Genomic DNA, 19,114 nt, shown 5'->3' on the forward strand with positions numbered 1-19,114 from the left:
AGAAAGGTTATGAAAAATACATTTAGAAATATAATCTTTGTAACAATATCTGTTTTATTGATAGGAATTATTTCAGCCTGTTCCAACTCTTTTTCAAACGAAGTTTCGAATCCAGATTCTGAAAATCTAAACAGTCAGAATCTGGGCTCTGCTACAGTGCGCATGTTTGTTCCGGACTATACTGCAATGGCAGAAAAATCTGAAAGCCGTGCAATAGCACCACAGACAGCTTATGTACAGCTTTCGGGCTATAATTCAGTTTCAGGAAACTGGAATGTATTCCAGAGAATTGAATTTTCAAGTGCTGTAAAAACACCTGTAGAAAACTCTCCTGAAAATTTTCCTGGTAATATTTTTACCATTACCTTTGATAAGGTTGTGGCAAAGTCTTACCAGGCTGGTGAACTAAAAATTGAACTTTTAAATAGCGCAGAAAGTGTTTTAACTTCAGGAACAAATGCAACAACAGTAAATGTTCAGTATGGCGGAAATGCTTCAACAACTTTTTACACTGTTCCAGAAAACTCGGGAAATAGCGATTCAAACCTTTCTAAGGGTGAAATGAAATTCATGCATTACATAATGAACGCAAATACTCATTATACACTTCACCTTGATGTAGAAGGTTCTTCTTACCCTGATGTAGTTATCTTCAATGAAAATGGAACTTTTGAAAAATATATATCCGTTGATTCTGCAGAAAGTTCAAGAATCGAATTTACTGAAGACTCACAGGCTGTAAAATATATTGGAGTATGGGCCGATGACGGAGTTGCAGTTTCAAACTATAAGCTGAATCTTTATACAGACCTTACAGATTTTACTTTCAAAGATTCATCCATTGGATTCTGGGGTGGTGAAAAGTATCAGGTTAATCTTACACCGATTCCTTCAGATTCATATCTTGGAAAAGCCACATACACAAGTAGTAACCCTGACATTACTGTAAATGAAGACGGTTTAATTTCAGGAAATAATGAGGCGGAAGGTACAATTACAGTTTTTTATAACGGCATTTCCCATTCTATTGCTGTAAATGTTTATGAAACAGCAACAGAAATTACAGGTGTATTAAGCGGTGAAAAGCTCCACTGGACAAAAGAAAACAGCCCTTACAAGGTTACAGGAGATATTCTTATAGAAGAAAACGACCAGCTTATAATTGAGCCAGGTGTAAAGGTTTATTTTGTTGGAAACAATTACATCAAAATGAACGGTTCAATTTATGCCGTTGGTACTAAAGACGAACCAATTACAATTACAAAAGCCGCAAGCTATAACGGAACATGGGATGGCCTTAGAATTGGTGGCGGTTCATTAAATACAACAGATACTTATACATATAACTCGGGAAATATCCTTAAATATGTAAATTTCAGTTATGCACAAACTCCAGTCGAATTAAACAGCCCTGTATTTGTAGATCATTGTAATTTTACTGATTGTTACGGTTCTGTTTCTGTAAAAGGTGGTTCTGTATTGATAAACGATAATTTTGAAAATGGAATATCTATTTCTTCAAGTGGTAATATTATTACAAATAACAGAATCAAAAGTTCCCTTGAGTTGGATTGGTGGGACAGTAATGTTACAGCTTCAAATAATACTTTTGAAAATTGTTATTGTCGTTTTGAAGGCCCTTATTCTAAATCGTTTATTAACAATATTTTCAAAGGTGGAACTTTGTATCTTGGTTCAGATTATTACGATTGTTTGAGAATCCAGAATAATAATTTTGAAAACTTCACTGGCATAATGCTTGATATTTCAGGTAGTCATGATTCTTATAAGACAATTGACTTTACCGGTAACTACTGGGGTGAATCTCAGACAGCAGAACTTATTGCAAATGAAGCAACTGGTGAAAAAAATGTAAGCTTTATCAGAGATTACCGTGATGACTTTAATCTTACAGAAGTTGACTACACTGGATGGAAGCGGGAACCTGTAGAAGGAGCCGGTTATCAGGGAGAAAACTTTATTGCATTTGACTACACTGTAAACGGTTACAACTGGAATAATGGCGGCTATTACCCGGAATCTAAAAGCCCTGATTTATCAATTGTTATTACTCCTCAGTACAGTTCAAATGCAATAAGCCAGTACAGAGTTTCTCAGGGTTATGAAAACCTTAAGAATGCTGAATGGAAGACATTTACAGAAAACGTTTCATTTACAGTAGATCTTTCAGCTCTTGAAAATGAACTGGCTCCAATTTATATCCAGCTTAAAGACTCAGAAGGAAATATAAGTTCATCTGTAAACCATAATATACCTTATGATAAGCCTGTAATTACATCATCAATAAAAGACGGTGCTTCATGGAAAAATCCTTCAAAAGTTGATTTACAAATCGATATTACGGATTCTTCAAGAGTAACAAGATATGAAATTCTTTGTGATTCTGTTTGTATCAGATCTGATGAAACAAGTTATGGTGATTCACACTGGGGTGTAACCCATTCTTTAGGCCTTCCTTATATGGCTTCAGGAGAACATTTATTAACTCTTAATGCATGGGATATGGCAGGAAACAAAACTACAGAAGAAATTCATTTTACAATTGAAAAAGATAATTCAGATGTTTCTTCTTTAGCCGGAACAAGCTGGGATACAACAACAGGCCAGCCTTTGAAAGACTCAAAGACAGTATACCTATGGCACTTAGATGAAGACGGAAATGAAGTCAGCGGTGAAGTTTCACTTGAAAGTTACACAGCAACTACAGGTGGTTTAGGAAACGGAAATGCAAGCTATGTAGCTTCCTATAATACAATTCCTGTTGATTTTAGTGAAACTAACGCCTATACCGTAGAATTCTGGCAGAAAGGAACCGGAAACAGGTTGGAAATTTCAAAATCAGATCAGTTCGATTGTTTTACATTATATTCCGGTTCAAATTGCAGTGGTAATATTTCCAATTATTATAAAACTTCTTCCGGGTCACAAACTGGAAATGGTTTTGACTCACCTTATATTGATGCTTCTACTTGGCATTACTGGGCCTTTACATATAACGGTAAATACGCTGCAATTTATTGCGATGGTGTACTGGTTTCCTTTAATGAAATGAATATTGAATTATTCAGTAATGAAAATAAACTGTATATTTATTCAAATAGTGAAGGAAACTACGACGAAATCCGTATTTCAAATGCGGCCCGTTCAGGAGATGAAATTGCAGCTTACTATAAAGCGGCAAAAGATAAGATCCAGTAAAGGTTAAACATTAAGCCCCGGGAAAATCCCGGGGCTTTTTGGGTATATTACGTTTATTAGTTCTTCCCGGCTTACCATTTCAGGCATTCCCGGTTTTTCAGTTCTTGTACAGCAGATCACCTTCATTCCAAAAGCTTTTCCGATTTCTGAAACTTTCTTTCCGATGTTTCCGTAACCAAAGATTCCCAAAGTTTTTCTTTCGGAAAGCCTTGGCTTATGGATGAAAAAGCTGACGATATTCTTGGATTTCCTTACGCCACAGGAAATAAATTCACTTCAAGACCAGAAGACCTGCTTTAGCGCCTTACAGTAATTTCTGAAGAATCGGAACTTAAACTTTTTGACGGAAGAATTAATCACAATAATGGCTGGTTTGTTTTAAGTTCGGAACTGTCTGCTGGAAAAACTGAAAAAGCTCTTGTTTGGAAAATCATTCCAAATGTAGATGAAACATGGCTTTATAAACCGGTTCTTCAGGTTTCTCAGGTTGGTTACCATTCTTCCCAGAAAAAATGATGCGTAATTGAAACTGACAAAAGAGACGGCAATATTTATGAAGCCGTGCTTTTAAAACATACAGCAGAAGGACAAAGTTTTTTCTGCAAATGTTGAACCTGTGTTCCTGTTGGTGAGTTTTGTTACGTCATTGTTTTTTTGAACTGTTGTTCTGTTAGTGGAAAATGCTACGGCGGATGCGGCGGCCGTAGTTGCAGCGGGTTGGCAAGGCCAGGCTGCTGCAATGAGCGGGAGCGAAGCCAGAGCAGCCGGTCTGACAGGGGAAATTTACAGTGAAAGAAAGACATTTTTGGGCAAAAATATTCCGTCCATAGGAATAATAGGTATGGCAAAAGAACGCCCCAGGGTAATTTTTAGAGGTTAGAGGTTCCCTTTTTGTTAAAAAACAGTTAAAATAAGCCAGTTTTTTTTATAATGTAGTTTTTTATGATTTTTAACATTGTTGCTCAGGTTTTTGGTTTTGTCGGCTCTCTCTGCCTTTTGCTTTTTGGAATGAATATGCTTTCCGACGGAATTCAGAAAGGTGCGGGAAGTAATTTACAGAAGTTGCTTGGAAAAATTGCAGGAAACAGATTTACGGCGGTTTTGACCGGAATTGGCGTTACGGCGATTATTCAGTCGTCTGGTGCTACTACCGTAATGGTTGTGAGTTTTGTCAATGCGGAAATGCTCACGCTCAAACAGGCAATTGGCGTAATTTTTGGCGCAAATATTGGTACGACCGTTACTGCCTGGATTGTTTCGCTTTTTGGATTCAGTTTTTCGATTGCTGATGCGGCAATTCCGCTTTTTGGAATTGGTTTTCTTTTAAAGCGCATGAAAAAATTCAAGATTCACAATTTTGCAGATTGTTTTATGGGATTTGCAATTTTGTTTATGGGTCTTGACCTTCTTCAAAAAACATTGACCTTGAGTTCTGAGTCGGCGGCAGTTTTGCAGCATCTTACGAATTTGGGAATTGGCGGACTTTTGCTCGGTGTTTTTATCGGAGCGGCGGTTACGGCTCTTATACATTCGTCTTCGGCTATGACGGCGATTGTTCTTACGATGGCGGCAAATAACTTTTTAACCTGGGAGCTTTCGGCTGCCTTGGTTTTGGGAAGCAATATTGGTTCGACGATTGATGCCGTTATGTCAGCTTTTGGCGCTACGACCAATGCAAAACGTACGGCGCTTGTGCATGTTATGTTCAATGTTGTGGGAACTGTAATTGTTCTGTGCTTCTTTAAACCTTTCTTGAGTCTTGTTGATATGATTGTTCCTGGAACTCCAGCTTCAAATATTACAACTCATATTGCAATGCTCCATACGATTTTTAACCTTTGTTCTACGTTGATTTTCCTTCCTTTTGTCGATCAGATTGCATTTCTTGCAACTAAAATTATTAAAACCACTCCAGAAGAAAGCAATTCGCATTATAGATTTCCAGCAATTTTGCCTAACAGCCACGTTTCGGCAGATGTTTACCTTTTTCAGATTCAAAAAGAAATTTCAAAAATGTCTGCAAAAATAATGGAAATGTTCGATATTATTTCGAATACTCTTGCGCGCGCAGGCAGAAATCCTCAGGAAGTTGAGGTTGAAAAGTCGGTTGATTTGGTTCAGCAGCTGGAAGAATATATTGACGAAATGAACGAAGCAATCACTCACTTTTTGCAGCACGTTTCTCGTCTGCCGAATGCAAACCACGAAGACAGAATTCATTTTTCGCGGTTAATGACGATTACAGATACGCTTGAAAGTTTGAGCGATGAAAATTCTTCGATAATGTACACGCTCAAAAAGTACATTGAAAGCGAAAGTTTTAATTTTGTTTCTGACCAGACAAAAAAAATCTGTGGTTATCTTGAATCGGTTCGCCTGTTCTATGAACGGGTTTGCGTAAACTTTACGATTGGCATGACTGGTGAACAGAAATACGAATACGAAAAGCTCGAAGACGAAATTGACCATACAAAGAAGAGCTTAAAATACGAAAGCCGCAAACGAATTGAATCAGGAAGCGATGTAAAAGCAGAACTTGCTTATATCGACCTGGTAAGAAAAATCGAAAAAGCCGGCGACTGCATCTACACAATAGTTCAAGCTATCTAAAAAAAATGTCCGCAAAAAAATGCGGACATTTTTTTGCGGACACAAATAAAATCAATTCAAATTTTTATAATTTTATTCTGAAAATTCTGCAACAAGTTGTGTTACGGTCTGCTTTGCATCTCCGTAAAGCATTACTGTGTTGTCGTTTGTAAAGAGAGGATTTTCTACGCCAGAAAAACCTGTTCCTTTTCCGCGCTTGAGTACAAAGACTGTGCGCGCTTCGTGAGCATTTACAATCGGCATTCCGTAGAGCGGACTTGATTTGTCGTTGATTGCGTCCGGATTTACTACGTCGTTTGCGCCGATTACGATTGCAACATCAACATTGTTCATTTGAGGGTTCATTTCGTCTGCGGTTTTTAACTGCTCGTACGGAACATTTGCTTCTGCCAAAAGAACGTTCATGTGGCCTGGCATTCGTCCTGCAACCGGATGAATTGCAAAATTTACTTCTGCGCCGTTCGCCTCAAGTTTGTCGCAGAGTTCTTTAACTGCATGCTGGGCCTGTGCTACAGCCATTCCGTAGCCCGGAACAATTACAACGTTTTTAGCAGCTTCGAGAATAAGATAAGCGTCTTCGACAGACATGGCTTTTGGCTCTTTTACAGGACCATTGCCAGCCTTCTTTTTTGCGCCGCCAAAACTCTTGAACAAAAGACTTGAGAAAGTGCGGTTCATGGCTTTGCACATAATCAAGGTTAAAATCAAACCGGAAGCACCGACAAGACAGCCAGAAACAACGAGAACCGTATTGTTGATTGCAAAACCGGCAAAAGCCGCCGCAAGACCGGAAAGCGCGTTCAAGAACGAAATAATAACCGGCATATCGCCGCCACCGATTGGAATTACCATTGTAAAACCAAGAATCAAAAAAGCCGCGCTCGAAACGATAATTCCAAGTTGACCGGCATTCAAACTTTCACAAACCGACACGCTGTCAAAAAACGAATACGCCGCAATTGCTGCAAGTCCAACCACGCACAAAACCGCATTTACCGCATTTTTTGCAGGAATTTTCCAGCCCTTAAAAGTCATTTTTCCGCTCAGTTTGCCCCAGGCAACAAGCGAACCTGTAAATGCAACTGCGCCGATTGCAATTGTAAGACCGAGCGAAACCGCTGTAAAACTGTCGCCTTTTTTTTGACAAAGATACTGCGTCAAAGCAACCAAAAACGAAGAAAGACCGCCAAAACCGTTGAACAAAGCGACAAGTTCCGGCATTCCCGTCATCTGGACTTTTTTCGACCAGATTGCGCCGATTATTGTTCCTAAGAGAATTGCGGCTGCAATCCAAACATATCCGTTTGCCAGCCAGTTTGCCGAATTCCACGAACCCAAAACCTCGTTTTCGCACAAAACCGTAATTACTGCGATTAACATGCCGACAGAAGAAAGAAGGTTTCCTTTTCGCGCAGTCGGAGTTTTTCCCATAAGTTTGATTCCGCGGATAAAGAAAATACACGAAATCATATACAAAATTTTAATAAATATATCTTTCATCAATTTCTCCTAAAACGTAAATCATTACGAAGCAATGAATCTTGAATTTATTTTTTAGAATCGTCCTTTTTCTTGAACATTCCGAGCATGCGGTCAGTAACCATGTATCCGCCGATTACGTTGATAGTCGCAAAAACAATCGCCAAAAATCCGAGAACCGCTCCGAGTTTTCCTCCAACCTTAACAGCAACCGCCGTAATGCTCACTGCTCCGACAACAGTAATTCCAGAAATTGCGTTAGTTCCCGACATAAGCGGTGTATGAAGCTGGCTTGGAACTTTAGCAATCAGTTCAAGACCCAAAAAAGCCGCAATTACGAAAACAAAAATAAGCATTATATCCATAATTTTCTCCAATTAAAAATATCAAAAAGTAGGGGAAAAGCCTTTCCCCTGCGCCGCACTTTGTTGCGGCGACACCCCATTCTCCTAAGGGCTGCGCCCTTAAAATCCTGCTGGCTTTAATCAAAAGTAAAAAAAATTGCCACAAAATTCTAATTTTTAAATCTTTCGTGGATGATTTTTCCGTCCTGTGTTAAAAGACAGCCTTTCATTATTTCGTCTTCGAGGTTTACATTAAATTCTTTTGTTTCTTTGTCGTAAAAATGTGTAAGGAAGGCCGTTATGTTTCCTGAGAACATTTTTGACGCATCGTAAGGAACCTGACGTTCGAGCATGTCGCCGGACATAATCGTCACTCCGTTTTCTGTCACGATATTTTCAAAAAGTTTTGAACCTTCAACGTTTCCGCCTGTTGAGCAAGCCATATCGACAACAATTGAGCCCGGCATCATACGGTCAAGAACGTTTTTTTCGATAAGGCGTGGCGCTTTGCGGCCAAAAACTTTTGCCGTTGTAATAACGATATTTGATTTTTCGCAAACTTTTGCCTGCGCTTCTTTCTGCTTTGCAATCTGTTCGGGAGTAAGTTCTTTTGCGTAACCCTGATCAGTTTGTCCCATTTCTCCAAGGTCGATTTTTAAGAATGACGCTCCGAGAGATTTTACCTGTTCTTCGACAACAGGACGTGTGTCAAAGGCGTCAACTCGTGCGCCAAGACGCTTTGCCGTTGCAATCGCCTGCAAACCTGCAACTCCGACACCGATTACAAAAACGCGCGCAGGATTGATTGTTCCGGCTGGAGTAACCATCATTGGAAGGGCTTTTGGAAGGTGGGAAGCCGCGTTCAAAACGGCAACATAACCTGCGAGAGAAGTTTGCGAAGACTGAACGTCCATTTTTTGTGCGAGGGTTGTGCGCGGAATCATTTCGAGAGAAACGGCTTGAACGCCTTGAGAAGCAAATTCGTTAAGGAGTTCTTTTTGATTGAACGGATCCATGTAACTTAAATGCAACGTATCTTTTTGAATGCCTTTTATGCTTTCCGGCTTCATAATGCGGACGATAATTTGCGAATCTGAATACGCGCTTTCTTCAGAATCGACAATCTGCGCACCGGCATTTTTGTACGCTTCATCGCTAAAACCGCTTTTTAAGCCTGCTTTAGAAACCACTTTGATTTCAAAACCCATTGAAATAAGTTTTTTTACATCGTCGGGAATAAGTGAAACACGTGTTTCTCTTTCGTCTTTTTCCCGGCAGACAAGAACTTTTTTCATAAAACTATGCACTCCTTTTTAATTGGAATTTTTTTGCACAGCAAAAGCAAATTGCCAGAATGTGCTATTTTTTTGAATAAACTATTTTAATTTTAAGGCTGAATTTAAAAACACGCAAATTTGAAGATATAAAATTCGTGGACTTAGCCCGGATCGGAACGGCGCGGAGCGTTCAAAAGGCGGAAAAATTTCCGTCTTTTGAATGGAGCGAAAGCGGAACCGTGCAGAGCCGGTTAGAGCGAAAAATGTGCTCCAAAAATTTAAGAAAATAAAACTTTCGTAATTTGAAATTTGACTTTATAATTTTAATATGGAAATAAATCAGAACATAGCAGAATACTATGATGAGTTATATCCTGTTACTGAAGAACAAAAAGTGTTTTATCAAAAAAAAATGATTCTGTTCAAAAAGCCGGTTAAATTTTTGCAGATTGGCTGCGGTTCGGGAACTTTTGAACATAATCTTGCACGGGAAGGTTCGGATGTTACGGGAATTGAAACTTCTCAGGAACTTTTGGAAAGTGCAAACCGGAAAAGGCGGACTCAGTTAATGGCTGTCCGTTATTTTCAGATGTCATCGCTGGAAATGACCCGTTTTCTGGGCAAAAAATTTTACAATATTATTTCGATTTTAAATGGCAGGATTGTTTTTACTCACGACAAAACTTTAATGAAAAAGTTTTTTTTTGATTGCCGGCAATTGGTTTCCGAAAACGGTTTTTTGATCCTTGAACTGCCAAATTTTGAAAATTATTCTGAACTTGAAAAAATTGAATTTCCGGTTCGGGAAAGCATTCGTGCGAGTTTAAAATCTGTAATCGAAAAACGCGGCGAAAAATTTTATCTTGAACAGATTTTGACGAACAGCAATGACAAAAAACTGGTTGTAACCCAGGATGCGCCGGTTTATCTTTTAAAACCTTCCGAAATTGAAAATTTTGCGCTCGAGGCTGGCTTTTCTAAGGTTGAATTGTACAGCGATTTTGCCGAAAATCCATTTACAGAAAAAAGCCAGAGAGTTGTTGCCGTTGTGAGCTAGTTGATTTTCCAGCGGTTTGAATTTTCTTTTTCAAATCGTTTTGCTGGAATTTCGAGAATGCGGCCGTCTTCGCCGAGCATTTTTATCATTTTTGTGAGTGGATTTACGTCTGTGATTTTAAACTGGGTTCCGTCGTAAAAAACATGAACGCCTTCGTTTGGCAAGGTTTTTCTTGCTTCTGAATACCAGTTGAATTCGTAACTCAGACAGCACAAAAGTCTTCCGCACTGTCCGCTGATTTTCATTGAATTTAGAGAAAGCCCCTGTTCTTTTGCCATTTTGATTGAAACCGGAGCGAGTTTGTCGCTTACGCAGTGGCAGCAGCAAGGTCTTCCGCAAACTCCAAGCCCGCCGGTAATTCTTGTTTCGTCGCGTACGCCAATCTGCCTTAATTCAATGCGCATTTTAAAAATGCTTACAAGGTCTTTTACAAGTTCCCGGAAATCTACGCGGTTTTCGCTCGAAAAAAAGAAAAGAGCCTTTGATTCTTCCAAAAGAAAGTGCACGGAAACAAGCTTCATGTCGAGTTTATGGAGAGCAACTTTTTCCCGGAATGTTTTGAATGCAGATTCTTCTTTTTCTGCGAGTTCTTCGTATTTTTTTAAATCTGCGTCTGTTGCTTTTCGCTCTACGGTTACAATGTCTGACGGTTTAATGCCGATTGGATGGTCTGCCTTTCCTAAAACTGTTGCAAGATCTTTGCCGTAGCGTGTTGGAATTATGACGGCATCGCCTTTTTTTAGTTCGGGGAATTTTTTTGGAACAGAACAGTAAACGCCTTCGCTCGAATATTCCAATTTTACAAGATAAAGCGGTTTTGGATAAACAAAATTTTCGTCTGCTCCGTCGGTATTTTTGCGAATGTCCGAATCTTCCAGTGCGGCAAGATTTTCGTTTTCGTCATCTATATCGTTTTCAAAAATGTCGCTCATTTTTTTCCTCCAGAATTTTAATCGGCAAGTAAATCTACGATTAGCCCGTTCAATTCTTCAATTTTTGCAAGTATATTCAGGTTTTTGCTGTGGTTGTAAATTATGTCGTTTGTAAGGGTTTCTAGTTTTTCGTTTATAACCTGAATTTGCACAAAATATGCCGGTTTTCCTGTTTTTGTGTCAATCAGCGGAAAACCCCGTTTTTTTCGTTTATAAATCAGAACTTCATAATTGTTTCGGGTTACATATTTCATAAAGTTGCTGAGTTTTTTCCGGTAATTCTCGATTTGCTCCAAACTTTGGTCTGAAGCGAGCTTGTCGCCGGCAGAGTCCAATTCGTCTTTTAAAAAGACAATGGCCTCTTCGATTTCCATTCCCGCAAGTTCTATTGGAAGACCTTCGCTTGCAAGATTAAATTCTTCCTGTTTTTTTTGAAGGGAATTTGCAAAAACACTTTTTTTTGCCGTTGCTGTTTTTGAATTTTTACTGGCTTCTCTGGCTTTTTGTCTTGCGGCTTCCTGAGTTGCTGCAAAATAAAGTAACTGATTTTTTATTGTGTCGATTCCAGCCATTTAAATAACCTTGCTGCGAATTGCCTGCTGATCCAGATATTGCCTGCTTGAAGCTTTAAATTCTTCTTCGATGCTGAGAGAAATGCAATGTCCGTTAAAGATTGCATCGTCTTCAATCTGAATACTTTTTGTTATAATGTCGCCGATAACCACGGAAGTTGAAAGAAGTTTGATTCCTTTTGGAGCGGTTATGTCGCCAAGAACGATTCCGCCGACAACAATTGATGAAGCTGTTATATTGCCTTGAATTTTTGCACGTTCGCCAATTATTATGTTGCTGGAACTTTCGATTTTTCCTTTTATATCTCCATCAATTCGAATAAATCCATTTATCTTTATATCTCCTGAAACAAATGAACCAGGACCAATGAGGGTATTGATTGAAATATCGTCGGAAGTGAATGCCATTTTATTTTGAAAGTTTTACGTTTACGTATTTTGCAGGATCTACTACGTCCGAACCGATGTGGATTTCGTAGTGAAGATGAGGACCTGTCGTAATTCCAGTGTTACCGATTGTGCCGATAATCTGTCTTTGCGAAACAAATTCTCCTTTTTTTACGCGTGCTGTCTGCATATGGCAGTAGCGTGTGTAAATTCCGTGTTTGTGCTTGATGATTACAAAGTTTCCAAAACTGAAATCATAGCCTACAGAAACGACCTGTCCGTTTGCAGTTGCTACAATCGGGTCGCCGCTGCGCCATGTAGAAAGGTCGAGCCCTTTGTGAATATACCATTGGCCTGTAATCGGGTGCATATTCTGACCAAAAGGCATAGAAACGTGTCCGATTCCTCCGCGGATTGGCCAGATGTTTGGAATATCTGTAAAAAGTGTGCCCTGGCTTTCGAGCATTTTTCCAATCTGTTCGATTGGCTGAACCGCGTTTTCAAGATAAGAATTCAACTGGCGGATATCTGTTGCTTCTCTTGTTGAGCCTGTAACCTGACTTTTTGTGTCAAAAAGAGAAGAAAGGTCGGAATCGTTCATTGAAGCTTTTGAAACTGAGCTTGAACTGTCAATTCCGAGGAGCGAAAGCGACTGTGAAAGTGATGACTGAAAACGCTTTGCTGTCTGTAAAAGATTGTTGTTTTCGTCGCGAAGCTCGTCAAGGCTTGCAAGTGTCTGACGATTTTCGTTCATTAAACGGCTGATTTCTGCACTTGAACCGGCAGCCTGTCTGTTAAAATAAACAAATGAAGAAATAATTCCTATTATAAGCACGATTCCAAAGCAGAGCGCAAAAACATTTGTCTGGAAATTTACAACTTTGCTCTGCGAATGCGGAACTATCATGATTGTAAGCCTGCTGTCGCAAATCTTGAAAAATCTGACAAAAAAGTGTCCGATTTTTGAAAAACCTGCTTTTAAAACAGACATAAAAGATGAGGCAATGTTTTTTTCTATTTTTTTATAATGCCGAGTTTTAGCCATTTTTTCTCCGGTGATTGCATTTCACCATAAATTACTGAAACATTTAGGAACGGTTGTCCCCAAATATACCATTAGCATTTTATCATAACAAAGCACTATGAATATGTCAATTTTAGCGCTGTTGTTGTGAAATAACGTCTTTTTAGCTGCTTGTAAAATGCAATTCTTTTTTCAAAGTCCCTTTAATTTGACAATATATAATTTCTCGTATATTCTATCGGTATAAAGTTGTTTACAGATTACCTGTTTTTTTGCATGTGGTCTGTCATATCATTTTCTATTTCGGAAGAAAAAGCCATGCAATTTTTTGATACTCATGCTCACATCGGGCTTATTTACGATGATCCTATTGAACAGTTACGCGTTATTACTCAGGCTCGCCTTGCCGGAGTTACACGCATCGTTTCTATCAATAATTCTCTGATTGATTTTAAAAAAGTTTACCAGACTTTAAAAGCAATTCCGGGAATTTACCATGCTGTCGGTGTTGCTCCTTCTGAAGTTACAACTCCAGGAAAAGACTGGATTAGTACTATTGAAGAGAGCCTTTCTCTGCCAAATGTTGTTGCTGTCGGCGAAACTGGTCTTGATTATTTTAAGCAGTTTGGCGACAAACGCACACAGATGGAGCTTTTTATCACTCAGCTTGAACTTGCAGAAAAGCATCAACTTCCTGTAATCATTCATAACCGCGATGCTGGAAAAGATATTTTTGATGTATTAAAGCACAGAATTCCTTCAAAAGGCGCAATTTTGCATTGTTATAGCGAAGATGCTCCTTTTGCAAAAAAATGTCTTGAAGCCGGATTTAACGTTTATTTTTCTTTTGCAGGAAATTTGACTTATCGCAACGCAAGAAATTTGCACGAAACGGTTTTGAATATTCCTCATGACAGAATTTTAATCGAAACAGAAAGTCCTTTCATGATTCCTGCTGAATTCCGCGAGAAAAAACGCACAATGCCGGCTTATCTGCCTTCAACTGCAAAATTCCTTACAGAAATGCTGGAAGTTCCTCTAGAAGATTTGAGTAAGCAGCTTTGGACAAACAGCTGTAAAGTTTTCAATTTGCCGGAATAAATGAATTCGCTTTATCATCCAGTTTCTATCGGTTCTCTCAATTTAGACGGAAATATTTTTCTTGCTCCTATGGCGGATTTTTCCGATGCAAGCTATCGAAGTATTTGTGCTGACTGTGGCATGGATTTTGGATATACGGAACTAATCAGTTCTGAAGCGCTTGTTCGGGACAATAAAAAAACTTTTGAGATGATGAGGCGTGCACCGAATGAAAAGGCTTATGCTGTCCAGATTTTTGGTTCCTTGCCGGAAACCATGGCGCGTGCTGCGGAGATCGTCCAAAAAGAAACTCGATGCGAATGTATTGATATAAATTGTGGTTGTCCGGTTCCTAAGGTTACAAAAACTGGAGCTGGAAGCGTTTTGACTCGTGAGCCGGAAAAACTCTATTCAATTACAAGGGCTGTTGTTCAGGCCGTGGATGTGCCTGTTTCTGTAAAAATTCGTACTGGTTGGGATTCAAAACACATAACTTTTAAGGAATGTGCTCAGGCGGCGATTGAAGCTGGAGCAAAGGCAATTACTTTGCATGGAAGAACGGCGGTTCAAGGTTATGGCGGAAGTGCCGACTGGAATTCAGTCAAAGAACTTGTTGAATACGTTAATGGAAGAATTTGTGTTTTTGGAAACGGCGATGTAAAAACTCCGCAGGATGCACAGCGCATGCTTACAGAAACAAAATGCGACGGAATAATGATTGGAAGAGCCGCTCAGGGAAATCCATTTATTTTTAAGCGTGTGAGGGAATATCTGACTGAAGGCACAATTTCTGAAATTTCAATGTCAGAAAGTCTGTCAATGGGGTTTAAGGAAATGCAGCTTTTGGCTGATTCAATCGGTGAAAAAGCGGCTTGTCTTAAAATGCGCGGTCGTTTTAGCAACTATATAAAAGGTTTTGAGGGAGCAAAAGAACTTCGCCTAAAAGTGATTGCCTGTTCAACGCAAAATGAGTTCAAAGAGATTTTGCAGCAGTATCTGTAACGGCTAAAGCTAAAAACTGTTTTTTTATATGCTTTTGCCGGGTTGTAAAAAACTTTTTTTAATTTTAGAATAAATAGTTGTTATGGGGATTTTATCATTTTTAACTGACATTTTTGAATCAATTTTTATGGCCTCGTCCCCGGAAGTAAAGAAAAAACAGGCTTTGCATAAAATTGAACAGGAATTAAAGCTGATTCAGCCGGTGATTTTTAAAAACGGTTTTTTGCAGCCGAATTTTGCCGAACTTTTTAGAATCCTTTTTGAAAATTCAAAAATTCTTGGGGAATTGCTTTCCCAGACAATTTGCAGCACAGACATAAAACGAAAAATTTTTTACGAAGCTCAGCTTTTATTAACCGGATTTTCTAACTTGAATCAGGAAAAACTCGAAAATTTGGGTTTGGAAAAAAGAAAGAAGGAAGTCCTTGATTCAAATTTGCCTATGAGCAGGGTTTTTGAAAATCAAAAGCATACCTTGGAATATCTTTTAAAAGAATTGAATTCATCGGAATTTTTTAAAATTGATGAAATCATTGCGTCCTTGCAGCAGTTGAACGACGTCTGCCAGTTCAATTATTTGAATATAATTCACAATTTTGACCCGAATTATTCCGCTTTGATTTCTGCTTATAAGGCGGATTTTTTTGCCTGCGTTCCAGAGGCAATGGCAAATTCTCTGTTGGATTTTTATTATCTTACGGCGCATTTTAAAATAACCTCATCGCTTGGACGGGCAGTTGTTGCTTTGGCGGAAATATCTAGCGGTGGAAAAAGGCTTGATTCTGCAAGTTCAGAAAAATATCTCGAAGCCTTAAAAAAAATGAATTCTGTTCTTGTAAATTTTCTTAATCCGGAAAATCAATTAAAAGTAATTCGTCTTGCAAAAAAAGACCCAGACCTTGTTCCGCAGATTGCAAGTTATAAGCCTGTCTCTCGCCAGCGTTTTGCAGATTTTATGAAGGAAAAATTTATTTCTGACGAAACGAGAATTAAAACCGAAATTAAGGACAGCACGATTTCGACAGATTTAAAAAAACTTTTTGAAGAAAATCCGCTTGAAGAATTTTTTGCTTACAACAGCCAGAACAGTGCGAATATACGGTTAAATTGTACAAAATCATACAATTGGATTACGCCTTTGCAGATTGAAAAAACGTTTGCAGTTCATTATTTTACGGATTCGATTCAAAATCTTCTTGAAGACATTGTAATTGAAGGTTTTTTTGAAAATCCGTCGACTAAAAAATTATTTTCGGATGCGGTTTACGCTTGCGAAGAATGTGTAAAGTCTTTGGGCGAATTTGATAGTTCTTTTGAACGTGAAGGAAAAAACGATCAGGCGGTTATAGAAGGTTTTATTCGCGACGGTCAGCGCGATGCGGATTTTGTAAAAAAACTGGAAGCAACAGTCGATAATATAAATGAGCAGGCTTATGAAACTGTTCAAAATTTTGCATCGCAGTTCTTTGATTTGTACAAGCAGATTGGCGACCTTTTTATCGATTCAAAAAAAGTAAAGCCAGATTTGTGTTCAAATATAAAAGTTTTGCTGGGCTCTTCACGAAACAGGGAAAATTCCAACAGGCTGGAAACTCAGCTTGAAAAATGGGCGATTTTTCTTGAAATAATGAAGAATTACGTTATAGTTGGAGAGGTCGAGAGGAAATGAGTCAAGATTTATCACATTCAGAGCAAACTCCAAGTTTAAATCCCGAATATGCTGAAATTGTCAGTCAATATGAAAAGAAGATTTATGATTTAAAGACTCTTCTGGAGATTTCTCGGTCGCTTTGTTCGACAATTGAATTTTCGCAGTTGATTGAGTCAATCCTCTATACTTGCATGGGACAGTTTAGGGTTTTGGGAGCTGGAATTTTTGTTCCTGAGCCTTTGGACTCGGATTATTTTGTTTTGAACAGAAATTATAACGGTCTTGAACTTGACCCGAATGTAACTTATAGAATTTCAGTATCTAATCCGCTCATAAATGTTATTACAAAAAATGACAGAGTTTTTACGATTGATGAATTAAAGGCGGAACTTCCTGCTTATGCGGATTTGGGACCGATTTCTTCTTTAAAACCGTCATTGATTGTTCCTCTCGTTCAAAGAAATCATCTTGACGGAATTCTGGTGCTTGGCGAAAAAATTTCTTTGCCGGAAGAACAGGGCTACAGTTCGTACGAAAAGGAATTGATTTTGACAATTGCCTCTCTTGCTGCTGTTGCGATTTATAATTCAACTTTGCTCGAACGTTCTTCTACTGATATGATGACGCACTTAAAGTTGAAATATTTTTTCTACAATGTGCTTACGGACAAACTTGATGCCGCAATGGCGCAAAATTTGCCGCTTGCCGTAATTATGTTCGATATTGATTTTTTTAAAAGATTCAACGACACTTACGGTCATGCCTGCGGAGATTATGTTTTGCAGACAGTTGCAAAAATTATACGCTCCTGTATTCGTTCCTGCGATTTGGCAAGCCGTTACGGTGGAGAAGAATTTACCGTCATGCTGGACAAAACCGGAAAAGACGACGCGATGACTGTTGCGGAAAGAATCAGACAGCATGTTGAAGAATATGATTTTTGTTACGAAAATCAGCATGTAAAAGTTACGATTTCGATTGGCGTTACGGTTTTTGATTCTGAGAAAAATCTTGTTTCTTCGCCAAAGCAGCTTGTTGATCAGGCTGATCAGGCGCTTTATGTTTCAAAACGCAGCGGAAGAAACCGTGTGACTTTTGCGGACGAGAGACTTATTTCCGAAATTAAAATTACTGAATAAAAAATATGGCATCGATAATACGAAAACCTTTTAAATACAGTTTTAAAAATGCAACGATAATAATCGTTCTTATAAATGCAGGAATTTTTTTGCTTGAAAAAATGTTTCCGCAAATTCAATATTTTTGTTCACTTAATGTCTATACCTGTCTTGCATATAAGATGTTCTGGCAGCCTTTTACTTATATGTTCATACACGGAAGTTTCACTCATGTTTTGTTTAATATGATTGGACTTTTTTGTTTTGGACTTGCGGTTGAAAAGACAGTCGGCACAAAAGAATTTGTCTTGATGTATCTTTTGATTGGTTTTGCAGGCGGAATTTTTTCTTTGGTGGTTTATTATTTTTTTGGACTGTACAGAGTCTTTTTGATGGGCGCCAGCGGAGCGGTTTACGGAATTTTGCTTGCTTATGCGATTCTTTTTCCGAGAAGCACAATTTTTATTTGGGGGTTGATTCCAGTTCCTGCGCCGGTTTTGGTCATTGCTTATGCTCTGATTGAATTTTTTGAACAGTTTTTTTCGTTTAGGGACGGAGTTGCACATTCGGTTCATTTGGCAGGATTTGCATTTGCCTGGCTATATTTTGTTGTAAGGTTTGGAATAAATCCGTTAAAAGTATGGAAAAACGCTTACCGTTAATTTTATTTTTTTCGATTTTTGTTTTTTTGAGCGTGAATTTTAATTTAGTCTTTGCCCAGAATTTAAATCAGGAGCAGAAAATTCAAATTCTTTTGTGGGCAGAAAAAGAAGCTTTTCCAGGTTTTGTCTGGAATGAAGAAGAAAAAAATCTTGATCTGAAAAAAAACGAAAACGCTCTTCCGGTAAACCGTTTAAAAAAAACTGCGCCTTTTTTTGTTCAAGGCATGCTTTATGGCTGGAAGGTTGAATACACTCCTTACGATAAAGCCCGTGGTGTTAAGGAATATTTGAATTTTGAGCCGGTTCAAGAGCTTACGCAAAGTGAATTGAATTCTATTCAATATAAAAATCCGGCTTTTAAGGATGACAGGCTTTACTGTCGCGTTGAGTTTGACAGAAGTGAATTTCAGCAGAACCTTTATAAATCGTGGCAAACTGTAAAAAATCCGAGAATTCGCGGTGTTGGCTATGGAAAACTTCAAGACGGTTTTGCTGGAATTGAGCAGGCCTGCGCAGAAGCAATAAAAAATGCAATTCGGGAATATTGGCGCGCACAAATTAAAAATAAACCAAAAGAAATAGAAAGCAGACTTTTAATCTGTTGTGCTCCGGTGATTGGCGTTGAGGCCGGCCGCTATCGTGTTATGCTTGATTTTTTTATGGAAACCGATAGAATATTAAACTACGAAATGTTTTGAAA

General features: G+C 38.5%; 17 protein-coding genes. 9 read left to right on the forward strand and 8 right to left on the reverse strand.

What is annotated here, in order from left to right; translation table 11 throughout:
• Positions 1 to 9 precede the first annotated feature (9 nt).
• A complete protein-coding gene (locus tag B5D47_RS08990; protein WP_078931502.1) occupies positions 10 to 3,219 on the forward strand; it encodes a LamG-like jellyroll fold domain-containing protein in 3,210 nt (1,069 codons plus the stop codon).
• A gap of 3 nt (positions 3,220 to 3,222) precedes the next feature.
• On the opposite strand, the gene B5D47_RS08995 is transcribed toward B5D47_RS08990, so the two are convergent.
• On the reverse strand, positions 3,223 to 3,408 hold the full coding sequence (locus B5D47_RS08995; protein WP_234969996.1) for an NAD(P)-dependent oxidoreductase: 186 nt from the start codon (positions 3,406 to 3,408) through the stop codon (positions 3,223 to 3,225).
• A 753-nt stretch (positions 3,409 to 4,161) separates the two neighbouring features.
• Between B5D47_RS08995 and B5D47_RS09005 the strand changes: the two genes are divergently transcribed.
• Positions 4,162 to 5,829, forward strand: coding sequence for a Na/Pi cotransporter family protein (locus B5D47_RS09005; protein WP_078931505.1), 1,668 nt, complete (start codon positions 4,162 to 4,164; stop codon positions 5,827 to 5,829).
• A gap of 72 nt (positions 5,830 to 5,901) precedes the next feature.
• Here B5D47_RS09005 and B5D47_RS09010 read toward each other — a convergent pair whose 3' ends face one another.
• The 3 genes from B5D47_RS09010 to B5D47_RS09020 form a co-directional block, all read right to left on the reverse strand.
• Positions 5,902 to 7,329, reverse strand: coding sequence for an NAD(P)(+) transhydrogenase (Re/Si-specific) subunit beta (locus B5D47_RS09010; RefSeq protein ID WP_200806570.1), 1,428 nt, complete (start codon positions 7,327 to 7,329; stop codon positions 5,902 to 5,904).
• 47 nt (positions 7,330 to 7,376) lie between these two features.
• The gene (locus B5D47_RS09015; protein WP_078931506.1) at positions 7,377 to 7,673 is read right to left on the reverse strand and encodes an NAD(P) transhydrogenase subunit alpha part 2; all 297 of its coding nucleotides are present in this window, start codon (positions 7,671 to 7,673) and stop codon (positions 7,377 to 7,379) included.
• A gap of 149 nt (positions 7,674 to 7,822) precedes the next feature.
• Positions 7,823 to 8,947: an NAD(P) transhydrogenase subunit alpha gene (locus B5D47_RS09020; RefSeq protein WP_078931507.1), complete on the reverse strand. Its 1,125-nt coding sequence runs from the start codon at positions 8,945 to 8,947 to the stop codon at positions 7,823 to 7,825.
• A gap of 310 nt (positions 8,948 to 9,257) precedes the next feature.
• Here B5D47_RS09020 and B5D47_RS09025 point away from each other — a divergent pair, with 310 nt between their 5' ends.
• A complete protein-coding gene (locus tag B5D47_RS09025; RefSeq protein WP_078931508.1) occupies positions 9,258 to 9,986 on the forward strand; it encodes a class I SAM-dependent methyltransferase in 729 nt (242 codons plus the stop codon).
• On the opposite strand, the gene B5D47_RS09030 is transcribed toward B5D47_RS09025, so the two are convergent.
• The 4 genes from B5D47_RS09030 to B5D47_RS09045 are packed head-to-tail and all read right to left on the reverse strand — an operon-like array spanning position 9,983 to position 12,922.
• Positions 9,983 to 10,918 (reverse strand): PSP1 domain-containing protein, encoded by a 936-nt coding sequence (locus B5D47_RS09030; protein WP_078931509.1) that lies wholly within the window; start codon positions 10,916 to 10,918, stop codon positions 9,983 to 9,985. The genes B5D47_RS09025 and B5D47_RS09030 overlap by 4 nt on opposite strands.
• Before the next feature lie 17 nt (positions 10,919 to 10,935).
• Complete coding sequence (locus B5D47_RS09035) at positions 10,936 to 11,490, reverse strand: YaaR family protein (protein WP_078931510.1); 555 nt, start codon at positions 11,488 to 11,490, stop codon at positions 10,936 to 10,938.
• Positions 11,491 to 11,898, reverse strand: coding sequence for a bactofilin family protein (locus B5D47_RS09040; RefSeq protein WP_078931511.1), 408 nt, complete (start codon positions 11,896 to 11,898; stop codon positions 11,491 to 11,493).
• A gap of 1 nt (position 11,899) precedes the next feature.
• Positions 11,900 to 12,922 carry a M23 family metallopeptidase gene (locus B5D47_RS09045; protein WP_078931512.1) on the reverse strand — a complete coding sequence of 341 codons (1,023 nt, stop codon included), beginning with the start codon at positions 12,920 to 12,922 and terminating at the stop codon, positions 11,900 to 11,902.
• A gap of 297 nt (positions 12,923 to 13,219) precedes the next feature.
• Here B5D47_RS09045 and B5D47_RS09050 point away from each other — a divergent pair, with 297 nt between their 5' ends.
• From B5D47_RS09050 to B5D47_RS09075, 6 genes are all read left to right on the forward strand, one after another.
• Positions 13,220 to 14,002, forward strand: coding sequence for a TatD family hydrolase (locus B5D47_RS09050; RefSeq protein ID WP_078931513.1), 783 nt, complete (start codon positions 13,220 to 13,222; stop codon positions 14,000 to 14,002).
• Entirely contained in the window at positions 14,003 to 14,983 is a 981-nt protein-coding gene (dusB, locus tag B5D47_RS09055; protein WP_078931514.1) for a tRNA dihydrouridine synthase DusB, read from the forward strand.
• Between the two features lie 82 nt (positions 14,984 to 15,065).
• Positions 15,066 to 16,652 carry a DUF5312 family protein gene (locus tag B5D47_RS09060; protein WP_078931515.1) on the forward strand — a complete coding sequence of 529 codons (1,587 nt, stop codon included), beginning with the start codon at positions 15,066 to 15,068 and terminating at the stop codon, positions 16,650 to 16,652.
• Entirely contained in the window at positions 16,649 to 17,773 is a 1,125-nt protein-coding gene (gene dgcA, locus B5D47_RS09065) for a diguanylate cyclase DgcA (protein WP_078931516.1), read from the forward strand. Before B5D47_RS09060 ends, dgcA begins: the two co-directional genes overlap by 4 nt.
• Positions 17,774 to 17,778: 5 nt before the next feature.
• Positions 17,779 to 18,414, forward strand: a complete 636-nt coding sequence (locus B5D47_RS09070) for a rhomboid family intramembrane serine protease (protein ID WP_078931517.1) — start codon at positions 17,779 to 17,781, stop codon at positions 18,412 to 18,414.
• Positions 18,393 to 19,112, forward strand: coding sequence for a hypothetical protein (locus tag B5D47_RS09075; protein WP_078931518.1), 720 nt, complete (start codon positions 18,393 to 18,395; stop codon positions 19,110 to 19,112). The genes B5D47_RS09070 and B5D47_RS09075 overlap by 22 nt, the downstream gene beginning before the upstream one ends.
• Positions 19,113 to 19,114: the final 2 nt, after the last annotated feature.

Source organism: Treponema berlinense (assembly GCF_900167025.1).
GTDB classification, from domain to species: Bacteria; Spirochaetota; Spirochaetia; order Treponematales; family Treponemataceae; genus Treponema_D; species Treponema_D berlinense.